Source organism: Micromonospora sp. NPDC050784 (assembly GCF_044456765.1).
In the GTDB taxonomy this organism is placed as follows: Bacteria; Actinomycetota; Actinomycetes; order Mycobacteriales; family Micromonosporaceae; genus Micromonospora; species Micromonospora foliorum.
Genome location: NZ_JBITGG010000003.1, coordinates 300,338 through 312,704 on the forward strand (window position 1 = coordinate 300,338; position 12,367 = coordinate 312,704).

At 74.2% G+C, this 12,367-nt stretch carries 8 protein-coding genes; 4 read left to right on the plus strand and 4 right to left on the minus strand.

Features of this window, described 5'->3' with window-relative positions:
* Positions 1-46 precede the first annotated feature (46 nt).
* Both ACIBD9_RS05890 and ACIBD9_RS05895 read right to left on the minus strand, forming a co-directional pair.
* On the minus strand, positions 47-2,881 hold the full coding sequence (locus tag ACIBD9_RS05890) for a Na+/H+ antiporter subunit A (RefSeq protein ID WP_396714912.1): 2,835 nt from the start codon (positions 2,879-2,881) through the stop codon (positions 47-49).
* Positions 2,882-3,020: 139 nt separating this feature from the next.
* Positions 3,021-3,407, minus strand: a complete 387-nt coding sequence (locus tag ACIBD9_RS05895; RefSeq protein ID WP_396714914.1) for a hypothetical protein — start codon at positions 3,405-3,407, stop codon at positions 3,021-3,023.
* A 178-nt stretch (positions 3,408-3,585) separates the two neighbouring features.
* Between ACIBD9_RS05895 and ACIBD9_RS05900 the strand changes: the two genes are divergently transcribed.
* Positions 3,586-8,256: a DEAD/DEAH box helicase gene (locus ACIBD9_RS05900; protein ID WP_396714916.1), complete on the plus strand. Its 4,671-nt coding sequence runs from the start codon at positions 3,586-3,588 to the stop codon at positions 8,254-8,256.
* A gap of 47 nt (positions 8,257-8,303) precedes the next feature.
* Here the strand turns inward: ACIBD9_RS05900 and ACIBD9_RS05905 are convergent, their stop codons facing one another.
* Positions 8,304-8,861 (minus strand): hypothetical protein, encoded by a 558-nt coding sequence (locus ACIBD9_RS05905; RefSeq protein WP_396714918.1) that lies wholly within the window; start codon positions 8,859-8,861, stop codon positions 8,304-8,306.
* Between the two features lie 101 nt (positions 8,862-8,962).
* On the opposite strand from ACIBD9_RS05905, the gene ACIBD9_RS05910 reads away from it, so the two are divergent.
* Together ACIBD9_RS05910 and ACIBD9_RS05915 are read left to right on the plus strand one after the other, a co-directional pair.
* Positions 8,963-9,763 (plus strand): S-adenosyl-l-methionine hydroxide adenosyltransferase family protein, encoded by an 801-nt coding sequence (locus ACIBD9_RS05910; protein WP_396714920.1) that lies wholly within the window; start codon positions 8,963-8,965, stop codon positions 9,761-9,763.
* A gap of 46 nt (positions 9,764-9,809) precedes the next feature.
* Positions 9,810-10,031, plus strand: coding sequence for a CPCC family cysteine-rich protein (locus ACIBD9_RS05915; protein WP_091400463.1), 222 nt, complete (start codon positions 9,810-9,812; stop codon positions 10,029-10,031).
* Positions 10,032-10,064: 33 nt separating this feature from the next.
* Here ACIBD9_RS05915 and ACIBD9_RS05920 read toward each other — a convergent pair whose 3' ends face one another.
* Complete coding sequence (locus ACIBD9_RS05920) at positions 10,065-11,327, minus strand: hypothetical protein (protein ID WP_396714922.1); 1,263 nt, start codon at positions 11,325-11,327, stop codon at positions 10,065-10,067.
* A gap of 109 nt (positions 11,328-11,436) precedes the next feature.
* Between ACIBD9_RS05920 and ACIBD9_RS05925 the strand changes: the two genes are divergently transcribed.
* On the plus strand, positions 11,437-12,246 hold the full coding sequence (locus tag ACIBD9_RS05925) for a DNA-formamidopyrimidine glycosylase family protein (protein ID WP_396714924.1): 810 nt from the start codon (positions 11,437-11,439) through the stop codon (positions 12,244-12,246).
* Positions 12,247-12,367 lie beyond the last annotated feature (121 nt).

The window sequence follows — 12,367 nt, forward strand, 5'->3', positions numbered from 1 at the left end:
TCTGTTCGCGACTGCGGGGCTCGCAAACCCGGCTCACTCCTCGCGCTCACGCCCGCTCCCCTTTGTCGACGGTCAGGCCGCCCGTCGCCGTTCCGGTGGCTTCGATGTGCCGGTCCACCTCGGCGCCGAGGCTGCGCAGGATGTCCAGCACCAACCCGATCACGACCAGGTACACGCCGATGTCGAAGAAGAGCGACGTGACCAGATGGGCGTCGCCGATCAGTGGCAGCGTCCGGTCGACCTTCGCGCTCTCCAGCACCGACCCACCGACCAGCAGTGCCACCACGCCGCTGCCCACCGCCACGGCCAGCCCGGCGCCGAGAATCGCGCCGGCCCCGATCGGGGCCGCCTCGGTCAGCTCGTACCGGCCGCCGGCCAGATACCTGACCACCAGGGCGAGACCCGCCACCAGCCCACCGGCGAACCCGCCGCCCGGCGCGTTGTGCCCGGAGAAGAGCAGGAACAGTGAGAACAGCACCACGGTGTGGAAGATCAGCCGGATGACCACCTCCAACACGATCGAGCGGCGCTCCTCGTAGAGGGTGGCGCCACCGCGCAGCCACACCGGCCGGCCGGGTCCATCCGCCCGCTGGTCCGACTCGGGCCGGCGCGGTCGCGGCCCGGTGCGGGAGCGCTCGAAGATCAGGCTGGCCACCCCGGTCGCGGCCACCACCAGCACCGCCAGCTCGCCCATCGTGTCCCAGGCCCGGATGTCGACAAGGGTCACGTTGACGACGTTGCGGCCGTACCCGTGCGCCACCGCCAGATCCGGGAAGGCGGCGGAGATGTCCGGGGCCCGGCGGGCGCCGACGGCGGTGAGGGCCAGCCCGGCGGCCGCCACTCCCGCCGCCACCCCGATCGCCCGACGGACCCAACGGGTACGGCGCAGCGGGCGGGCCGAGAACCGCTCCGGCAGGCGACGCAGCACCAGCACGAAGACCGCGATCGTCGAGGTCTCCACCAGGAACTGGGTGAGCGCCAGGTCGGGCGCCCCGTGCAGCACGAACAGCATCGCCGTGCCGTAGCCGGTCATGCCCACCAGCAGCATCGCGGTCAGCCGGCGACGGGCACCGACCGCCAACACCGCCGCCACCGTGATCACCACCACGACCACCGGTTGCAGCGGGCTGTCCCAGAGCGGAATCCGCGCCCGCCAGGGGCTGGCGGAGAGCATCGCCGCGCCGGGCACCAGCACCAGGGTGACCAGGATGATGCCCAGGTACTGCGGCAGGGAGCCGCGCTGGGTCGCGCTGGTGACCTCGATGGCCAGCCGGTCGAACCGGCCCACGACCCACTCGTACCCCGGGTTGCCGCCCACCGGTGACCGGAGCCGGGCCAGCACCGGCGCGAGCGGCCCGCGCACGGCGAACAGCAGGCCGCCGCCGACGAGGGCCAGCACGGACAGGCCGAGCGCCGGGGTCGGTCCGGCCCAGAGCGCCAGGTGCGCGTCGCCCCCGCCGAGCAGATCGGCGTACGGGCGCAGCAGGTCGTCCAGCACGCTCGCGGCCGGACCGGCGAGCAGACCGACACCGGCGAGGACCGTGGGCGGCACCAGCAGCGACGCGGCGATCGACCCCGGCGGGACCGGTTCCACACCCGGCCGGTCGGCGAACGCGCCCCAGAGGAACCGGGCGCTGTACGCGACGGTGAGCACCGTCCCGACGACCAGGCCGGTGAGGAGCACCGGTTGGTCGGTGAACGCCCCGAACACCGCCTCCTTGGCCACGAAGCCCACCAGTGGTGGCACCCCGGCCATCGACGCCGCGGCCAGCACGGCGACCACGAACAGCGGCCGGGACCAGTGCCGCAGCCCGGACAGCTCGCGCAGGTCACGGGTGCCGGCACCGTGGTCGATGATGCCGACGACCAGGAACAGCGCCGCCTTGAACAGGGCGTGCGCCAGCAGCATCGCGGTACCGGCCAGCGCGGCGTCCGGGGTGCCCGAGCCGGTCACCGCGACCAGCAGGCCGAGCTGACTGACCGTCCCGTACGCCAGCAGCAACTTGAGGTCGGTCTGGCGCAGCGCGGCCCAACCGCCGAGCAGCATGGTCGCCACGCCGGCGACCTGCACCACCGGCCGCCACGGGCCGACCGTGGCGAGCACCGGCGCGAGCAGCCCGACCAGGTAGACGCCGGCCTTGACCATGGCGGCGGCGTGCAGGTAGGCGCTGACCGGTGTGGGTGCCGCCATCGCGACCGGCAGCCACGAGCTGAACGGCAGCACCGCCGACTTGGACAGCGCGCCGGCCAGGATCAGCAGCACGGCGCCCACCAGGTACCCGCCGCCGGGCAGCGACTGTGCGCTGATCTCCGACCAGCGGTAGGTGCCGGCGTGCTCGCCCAGCATGATGAAGCCGACCAGCATGGCGAGCCCGCCCAGCGTGGTGACGGTCAACGCCTGCGCCGCCGCCCAGCGGCTGGACCGCCGTTCGGTGCTGTGCCCGATCAGCAGGTACGAGAAGATCGTGGTCAGCTCCCAGCCGACGTAGAGCAGCAGCAGGTCGTCGGCGAAGACCAGGACGAGCATCGCGCCGGCGAAGGCGACCAGGACCGCGGCGAACCGCGCCAGCCCGGTCGAGCCGGCGCTGAAGTAGCGGGCGCTGTAGACCAGCACCAGCGCGCCGACGCCGCCGATCAGCAGCGTCATCAGCCAGGACAGCGTGGTGAGCCGGAACGCGATGTCGAGACCCAACTGCCGGATCCACGGGTACGTCTCGACCACCGCGCCGCCGTGGGCGACGGCCGGGGTGCGGGCCGCCGCCCAGCAGAACGCGGCGGCCGGCGCGAGCGCCAACGGGTAGCACGCGCGCGGGCCCCACCAGCGGACGAGCAGGGGCGCGGCGAGGGCCGCCACGAGATGGAGGATGAGCAGTACCAGCACCTGCGCTCCCGATCGACATGGCCGACGCCCGTGGCAGCGGTGGCGCCTAGCAGCGATCAGACGCCAGTTCGTGGCCATCCGGGCGGTTTTACCGGAATTCGCCCGCTGGTCGCCGTGCGGTGCCTGTAGCGGAAGCGGGTCAGCGCAGGAGGGCGTTGTTGAGGGGTTGCGCGTCGTCGGGTGCGGGGCGGTCGCGGCGCAGCTCGGCGAGCAGGTCGAGGCGACCGAGTTGGCGGACGACCCGGTCGACCACCCGCTCGGCGGCGGTCAGCGACCGCACCGACAGCAGACGGCCGCGGCTCTCGCGACGTAGCACGAAGTAGTGGACGGCAACGCGGACCTGGCCCCGGTCGGCGGCGCTGGCCTGGGCGGTGCAGAGGACCAACTCGCGCAGGCAGTGGGCGAGACGTTCGGCGAGCTCGAGCTCCGGGCCGTGCAGGCCGGCGCGGAGCGCGGCGAGGTGGCTGTCGACCTTGCGAATCAGCACGTCGGTGCCCGGTTCGACGGTGCGCTGCTCGCCGGCCATCAAATCCCCTCACCCCGGTTCGCGTTGCGAGTGAAGTTACTTTATGTTGCTCCTTGGAAGCAAGCAGTTAAGTGAGACTTAACGTATTAAGCGCACGTTCCACGCTTTTTGCTTTTTGCCGGCCCATTCCGCCGTGAGGTCGTTCGTGGATGTCGGACCGGCGGGGCACGATGGACCGGTGACCGGGGCAGACGCAGACGCCGGCGCGGTGCTCGCCGGGTTCGGCCCGGCCACCCGTGCCTGGTTCGACAACGCCTTCGCCGCCCCGACCGCCGCGCAGACCGGCGCCTGGCGGTCGGTCGCCGCCGGTCGCAACGCGCTCGTGGTGGCACCCACCGGCTCGGGCAAGACGCTCGCGGCCTTCCTCTGGTCACTGGACCGCCTCGCCCGCGAGCCGGCCCCGACCGAGGCCCGCCAGCGGTGCCGCGTGCTCTACGTCAGCCCGCTCAAGGCCCTCGCCGTCGACGTGGAACGCAACCTGCGTGCCCCGTTGGCCGGCATCCGGCAGGCGGCCACCCGGCTGGGCGTCGCACCACCCGACATCACCGTCGGCATGCGCACCGGCGACACGCCCGCCGACGAGCGACGAGCCTTCGCCCGCACCCCGCCCGACATGCTCATCACCACGCCCGAGTCGCTGTTCCTGCTGCTCACGTCCGCGGCCCGCGACTCGCTGCGCGGCATCCAGACAGTGATCATCGACGAGGTGCACGCGGTGGCCGGCAGCAAACGCGGCGCCCACCTCGCCCTCTCCCTCGAACGCCTCGACGAGCTGCTGCCCACCCCGGCGCAGCGCATCGGGCTCTCGGCCACCGTCCGGCCGATCGACGCCTGCGCGCAGTTCCTCGGCGGCGCCCGCCCGGTCGACGTGGTGCAGCCGGCCACCCCGAAGACCATCGAGGTCAGCGTGCAGGTCCCGGTGGAGGACATGACCCGCCTGGACGAGCAGGAGCAGCCACCGGAGGACGACCTCGGCGGCCCCGGGCCACGTCGGGCGTCGATCTGGCCGGCCGTGGAGGAGCGGGTGTTCACCCTCATCGGGCAGCACCGCTCGACAATCGTCTTCACCAACTCCCGCCGCAGCGCCGAGCGCCTCTGCGCCCGGCTCAACGAGCTGGCCGCCGAGGCGGTGGCCGCATCCGCGTCGGACGAGGGCCCGATCGGCGTACCGGAGGGGTTGCCGGCGGGCGACGACCCGGCGGGTGGCGACGACCCGGCGGGTGGCGCGCAGCGCTGGGGTGGCCCCGCCGGTCCGGTGCGCAACCGGCCGCCGGCCGAGGTGATGGCCCAGTCCGGCGCGGCCACCGGCGCGGCGCCCGTGATCGCCCGCGCCCACCACGGCAGCGTCTCCCGGGAGGAACGCAAGCACATCGAGGAGGCGCTCAAGTCCGGCCAGCTGCCGGCGGTGGTGGCCACCTCCAGCCTGGAGCTGGGCATCGACATGGGCGCGGTCGACCTGGTGGTGCAGATCGAGGCCCCGCCGAGCGTGGCCGCCGGGCTGCAACGGGTCGGCCGTGCCGGGCACCAGGTGGGCGCCGTCTCCCGTGGGGTGGTCTTCCCCAAGCACCGCGGCGACCTGCTCTCCTGCGCGGTGGTCGCCGAGCGGATGACCGACGGCGCGATCGAGGAGCTGCACTACCCGCGCAACCCGCTGGACGTGCTGGCGCAGCAGATCGTCGCGATGGTGGCGTTGGAGCCGTGGGCGCTCGGCGACCTGGCCGTGCTGGTCCGCCGGGCCGCGCCCTTCGCCGAGCTGCCCGACTCGGCGCTGCACGCCGTGCTCGACATGCTCTCCGGCCGCTACCCGTCCACCGCCTTCGCCGAGCTGCGCCCCCGCCTGGTCTGGGACCGGGCCACCGACCTGCTGACCGGCCGCCCCGGCGCGCAGCGACTCGCGGTGACCAGCGGCGGCACCATCCCCGACCGGGGTCTGTTCGGGGTCTTCCTGGCCGGCGCCGAGCGGGCCGCCCGGGTCGGCGAGCTGGACGAGGAGATGGTCTACGAGTCCCGGGTCGGCGATGTCTTCCTGCTCGGCTCGTCCTCCTGGCGGATCGAGGAGATCACTCCTGACCGGGTGCTGGTCTCGCCCGCCCCGGGGCAGGCCGCGCGCATGCCGTTCTGGAAGGGCGACCAGCTCGGTCGGCCGGTGGAGTTGGGCCGGGCCATCGGCGCCCGGGTACGCACCCTGCTGCGACAGACCGACGAGGCGGCACTGGCCGCGTTGCGTGATGGCGGGTTGGACGAGTGGGCCGCCGGCAACCTGATGGCCTACCTGCGCGAGCAGCGGGAGGCCACCCGCTCGCTGCCCGACGACCGCACGGTCGTCGTCGAGCGGTTCCGCGACGAGCTGGGTGACTGGCGGCTGGCCGTGCACAGCGTGCTCGGTGCCCGGGTCAACGGGCCGTGGGCCCTCGCGGTGGGCCGCCGGCTCGCCGAGCGGTACGGGGTCGACGCCCAGGTGATGCCCTCCGACGACGGCATCGTGGTACGACTTCCGGACACCGCCGACGAGCCTCCCGGCGCCGATGTGGTGGTCTTCGAGCCCGACGAGATCACCCAGCTCGTGGAGGAGTCGGTCGGCACCTCCGCCCTCTTCGCCGCCCGTTTCCGGGAGTGCGCCGCGCGGTCCCTGCTACTGCCGCGCCGCGACCCGCGCCGCCGCCAACCGCTCTGGCAGCAACGGCAACGCGCCGCGCAACTGCTCGACGTCGCCCGCGAGTACGCGGACTTCCCGGTCACCCTGGAGGCCGCCCGGGAGTGCCTCCAGGACGTCTTCGACCAGCCGGCCCTGGCCGGGCTGATGCGCGACCTGGCCACCCGCAAGGTGCGGCTTGTCGAGGTGGAGACCAGCGCGCCGTCCCCGTTCGCACGGTCGCTGCTCTTCGGCTACGTCGGCGCTTTCCTCTACGAGGGTGACGCCCCGCTCGCCGAGCGCCGCGCCGCCGCGCTCGCCCTCGACTCCACCCTCCTCGGCGAGCTGCTCGGCCGGGTCGACCTGCGGGAGTTGCTCGACCCGGCGGTGCTCAGCGAGACCGACCGACAGCTGCGGTGGCTGACCGAGCAGCGCCGCCCCCGCGACGCCGAGGACGTCGTCGAGCTGCTGCGGGTGCTCGGCGACCTGAGCGACGCCGAGCTGACCGAGCGGGGTGTGCCGGAGGCGTGGCTCAGCGAGCTGGAGGCGACCCGCCGGGTGCTGCGGGTCCGGATCGCGGGCGAGCAGCGCTGGGTGGGCGTCGAGGACGCCGCCCGCCTACGCGACGCCCTCGGCGTGGCGCTGCCGATGGGGGTGGCCGAGGCGTACCTCGCCCCGGTGGCCGATCCGCTCGGTGACCTGGTGGCCCGTTACGCCCGCACCCACGGGCCGTTCGCGGCGACCAGTTGCGCGGCCCGGTTCGGGCTCGGCGTGTTCGTCGTCGAGCAGGCGCTGCGCCGGCTCGGCGCCACCGGGCGGGTGGTCTCCGGGGAGTTCACCCCGGATTCGGCCGGCGCCCAGTGGTGCGACGCCGAGGTGCTGCGGATGCTGCGCCGCCGTTCGCTCGCGGCGCTGCGCCGGGAGATCGAGCCGGTGCCGCCCCGGGCGCTGGCGACGTTCCTGCCCCGCTGGCAGCAGGTAGGCTCGTCCGCCCGAGGTGTGGAGGCGCTCGCCGCCACCGTGGAGCAGTTGCAGGGCGCGGCGGTGCCCGCCTCGGCCCTGGAGCGGTTGGTGCTGCCCGCACGGGTCGCGGACTACTCCCCCGCCCAGCTCGACGAGCTGTGCGCGAGCGGGGAGGTGCTCTGGGCAGGGTCGGGTGCGATCTCCGGGGGCGACGGCTGGGTCACGTTGGCGTACGCGGACGCCGCGCCGTTGCTGCTTCCGCCTCCCGACGAGGCGTTGACCCGCACCCCGCTGCACGACGCGGTGCTCGACGCGCTCGGCGACGGGCAGGCGCTGTTCTTCCGCCCGCTGGCCGACCGGGTCGGCTCGACCGACGACGCCGCGCTGACCGGGGTGATCTGGGATCTGGTCTGGGCGGGGCACCTCAGCAACGACACCCTCGCCCCGCTGCGCGCGGTGCTCGGCGCTGGCGGCGCGCACCGCTCCCGGCCGTCCGCGCCCCGCACCCGTTACCGGCGGCCCGGTCGGGTGGCGCTGCCAACCCGGGGTGGCCCACCGACGGTCGCCGGCCGCTGGTCACGTCTCCCGGAGCGGGACCTCGACCCGACCCGGCGGGCCGCCGCACTCGCCGACCTGCTGCTCGAACGGCACGGCGTGGTCACTCGGGGCGCGGTGATGGCCGAGCAGGTGGTCGGCGGGTTCTCGGCGGTCTACCCGGTGCTGTCGGCGCTGGAGGAGCGCGGCGCGGCCCGCCGGGGCTACTTCGTCGAGGGGCTCGGCGCGGCGCAGTTCGCCGTACCCGGTGCGGTGGACCGGCTGCGCGCGCTGGCCGAGCCGTCCGACGGTGCCCGGGGTCGGGGTGCGGTGGCCACCGTGCTCGCCGCGACCGACCCGGCCAACCCGTACGGCGCGGCGTTGCCCTGGCCGGAACGGGTGGTCGACTCCGGCGACGGGGCCACCCCGGCGACCGGTCACCGGGCCGGCCGCAAGGCCGGCGCCCTGGTGGTGCAGGTCGGCGGTGACCTCGTTCTCTACGTCGAACGCGGCGGTCGAACGCTGCTCTCCTTCAGCGACGACACCGACACGCTCGCCGCGGCCGGCAAGGCGCTCGCCGACGCCGTCCACTCCGGAGCGTTGGGCGCGATGTCGGTGGAACGGGCCGACGGCGAGGCGGTGCACTCGTCGCCGCTGCGGGAGGCGCTGACCGCCGCCGGCTTCCGGGCCACCCCCCGCGGCCTACGCCTGCGCGGCTGACCCGCCCTTCCTGCCCGCGCCCTTCCACTCCTCAGCGGGGCCGGTGCTCAGCGCAGGCCGTTGAGCACCTTCTCGTAGCGCGGGCGGTCGGCGGCCGGGGTCTTCGCCTCCAGGTAGTTCAGCACCACCGCGCCACGCTGGTACGACTGGCCGCCCCAGGTCTCGGCGATGTCGCTGGCGCTGGTCTCGTCCGGGAACACGTAGACCGTGACGGCGTCCGTGGCGATCAGCTCGGAACAGCCCAGGCCGAGGCCGTCCGGCCCACAGTCGACCGAGCGGTCCTTCGGGTGCGGCACCTTCAGGCCGGCGGCCCGGAAGGCGTCGACGACCTGCTTCGCCGCGGGAGCACTGGCCGGACGCTTGGGCAGCACCACCGGCGGCGGGCTGGCCGGTCGCCGCTGCGTCGTGCCCTGCGCCGCGGCGGAGGGCGGGGTCGCACCGTCGACGCCGGGCGAGGCCGGGGGCGTCGGCAGGTCGGTCGGGGCCGCCTCGGACGAGACGGATGGGGTCGCGTTCGGGCGGCCGTCGTCGTCACTGCCACAGCCGGCGGTCAGGGCGACGGCGACCAGCAGGATTCCGAGCGCGGGGAGGTTCCGAGTTGTCACCAGGGCAGTCTGCCCAACGTCTCCCAGCGGCGGGAGGGGCCGGTCGGCCACTGCGCTGTCCCGTATCTGCCAGCAGCCCGCGGTTCCACTAGCCTGCGGGCATGTCCGCCGTGCCCTGGATCTCGCTGACCACCGACTACGGCCTCACCGACGGCTTCGTGGCCGCCTGTCACGGGGTCATCGCCCGGATCGCGCCGGCCGCCCGGGTCATCGACGTGACCCATCTGGTGCCACCGGCGGACGTCCGGCGGGGTGCCGCCGTGCTGGCGCAGACCGTGCCGTACCTGCCGGTGGGAGTGCACGTGGCGGTGGTCGACCCGGGCGTGGGCACCGCCCGACGCGGAGTCGCGCTGGCCACGCCGGGCGGGTTGCTGGTCGGTCCGGACAACGGGTTGCTGCTGGACGCGGCGACCGCGCTCGGTGGGGTGACCGACGCGGTCGAGCTGACCGAGCCGGGTTGGCTGGCCGCCCGGGTGTCCACCACGTTCCACGGCCGGGACGTCTTCGCGCCGGTGGCGGCCCGGCTGGCGCTCGGCGCGCCGCTGGCCGAGGCTGGCCCACCGGTCAACCCGGCCGGGCTGGTGCGGCTACCGACGCCGACGGTGACCCGGGACGCCGAGGGCTTCACCGCCGAGGTGCTGACCGTGGACCACTTCGGCAACGTCCAACTGGCCGCACCGGCCGAGCTGCTCGATCCGCTGCCGGCCACGCTCCGGGTGGGTGCGCCGGGACCGGCGCCGGCCCGTGCGGTGCTGCACGGGCGGACCTTCGGCGACGCCCCGGCCGGTGGCCTGGTGGCGTACGTCGACTCGGCCGGTCTGGTCGCGGTCGCGGTCAACGGCGGGCGGGCCGCGGACCTCCTCGCGGTGTCCCCGGGGGACCTCCTGCGGGTATCGGGCTGATGTTCGACTGTGGAATGCTTCTCCGGTGGGTGAGCATGTGGTTCCTGTGGGCTGTCCCTGCTGTGCATCCCGGACCGGCGGGGGGACCTGCCCCGTCTGTTTCTGGACCGACGACGGCCAGACCGACGCCGACGCCGACGCCGTGCGGGGTGGCCCCAACGGCGACCTGAGCCTCACGCACGCCCGCCTCAACTACGCCGTCTACGGTGCCAGCCACCCGCGCTACCAGGACATGGTGCGCACGGCTCGCCCCGACGAGCGCCCCTGACGCTGAGGCGACGCCCGACGGGGCAAGCGTGGCTCAGCAGGCCGGCACGCTGCCGCCGTACACGCTGGAGATGTACGCGTGGCTGACGTACTGGCCGCTGGCCAGGCGGTTCCAGCGGGTGGTGGTGCGGTAGGGGCCGGCGACCGACTGACCGGTGACGTAGCACTGGATCGGCACGTGGGCGAGCCGGGCGGCGAGGCCACGCGTCGCGTACGACGTGCTGGCCCCGGTGCGGATGTTGAGCGGCCCGTCACCGACCACGCCGCGCGGCCCGGCTCCGGTCCACAGATAGGCGACGTCCACCCAGGCGTTGGTGGTCAGCCGCAGCCCGTCCCAGAACGTGCCGTCGGCCAGGTCGATGCCGGCCGGGTTGAGCACGGTCCGCCCGAACTGGTCCCGGCCGCCGTTGTAGCCGGACTGGTACGCGGCCTGCGCCTCGGGCCGGCCCTGCGGCAGGTTCTTCCAGTTCTCCCGGACCGACGAGAGGTTCCAGTAGTCGTCGCGGGTGTTCCACGGCCCGACGTCCCAGACCGGGGCGTACTCGCAGCGGGAGCCGCTGGTCGTGCAGACCCGCACGGTGTAGTCGCCGGTGTTGAGGGGGGAGAGACCCCGCCGCGACGGCAGCGCCGCGAAGTGGTCGCGGGGTTGCACGGTGCGGCCGTTGGCGGTCACCTCACCGACGAGCCCGATGCGGGTGGCGTACACCCGGTAGGTGCGGCCCGGTGTGGCGGCGGACACGGCGGCGTTCGCGTCGGCGGTGAGCTGCACGCCCCGTACCGTCGCCGTGGCGCCGCGCTCGGGGGCGGTGAGCACCACCCGGGTCTGCACCCGGGTGACGGGCCGGTCGAAGACCACGCCGGCGGTGGCCGCCCGCCACTCCGTCCAGCCAGCGGCCCGCCAGCCGCGGACCTGCGCCTCCACGGTCGCCCCCGTCGGGATCGCGGCCCTGATCTCGGCGCGGACCCGGGTGGCCGGTCGGGCGAGGGTGCGGGGAGCGGTCAACAGCATCCCCTCGGCGACCGCGCTGTGCGGGCTGCGGGCGCCCCGCCCGGAGGGCCGGGCCTCCCGCAGGCGTAGGCCGGCGGCGGTGCGCCGCACGTTGACATCGTCGCGGTCGACGATGGTGAGGTCGGCGCTCCACCGTTCGTCGCCGGGTGCGGCGGCGACGAGGGCGATCGGGGCGCCGCCGGGTGCGGCCGGGACAGTGCCGGTGACGGGCAGGAGCGCTGCGGCGAGCAGGAGGGAGAGGGTGGCGATGAGGGCGACGAATGGGATACGACAACGCGGTCGCGTCATGGGCATTCTCCTCAGAACCCCCTGACCTTCGCATGTCAGGAGATCATGAGGAACCTGTGTACAAATAGCGACACATGCGAATCTTGCTCGAAAGAGGGAGGATGGCAGGGTGCCCGAAGGCGACACCGTCTGGAACACCGCGCGCGTGCTGCACCGCGCGCTGGCCGGCGCGCGGATCTCCGGCAGTGACTTCCGGGTGCCGCAGCTGGCGACCACGGACCTCACCGGCTGGACCGTCCGCGAGTCGGCCAGCCGGGGCAAGCACCTGCTGCTGCGGCTCGGTGCCCCGACCGGGGAGCACTGGACCCTGCACTCCCACCTGCGGATGGACGGCGCCTGGCGGGCGTACGCCCCGGGGGAACGCTGGAGCGGCCGACCCGCGCACCTGATCCGGGTGGTGCTGCGCAGCCCCGGCGCCGTCGCGGTCGGCTACCACCTGCACGACCTGGCCCTGGTGCCGACCAACGAGGAGGACCAACTGGTCGGCCACCTCGGCCCCGACCTGCTCGGTGCGGACTGGGATCCGGCGGAGGCGGTCCGTCGACTCGCCGACCACCCGGAGCAGACCATCGGCGAGGCGCTGCTCGACCAGCGCAACCTGGCCGGCGTGGGCAACCTCTACAAGTGCGAGGTGCTGTTCCTGCGCGGCGTGTCGCCATGGACCCCGGTCGGCGGGGTGCCCGACCTGCCGGGCCTGGTGGCCCTCGCCCAGCGGCTGCTCGCCGCCAACCGGGGTCGGTGGACGCAGAGCAGCACCGGCTCGCTGCACCGGGGGCAGACCAGCTACGTGTACGGCCGCCGCGCCCAGCCCTGCCGTCGGTGCGGCACCGCCATCCGCAAGGAGGAACTGGGTGAACGGGTCACCTACTGGTGCCCGGTCTGCCAGCCCGAGCGCTCAGGCCCGCCGCCATCCGGCTGAGCAGGCGCTCGCCGAACGAGACCCATCGCAGAAACGGACGATTGGGTAATTCCTAACCGGCCGCCGGAGTCGCATGCTGCGGTTGAGCGCTCACCGACCGTCAGCAGAGTGCCGAGGTTCC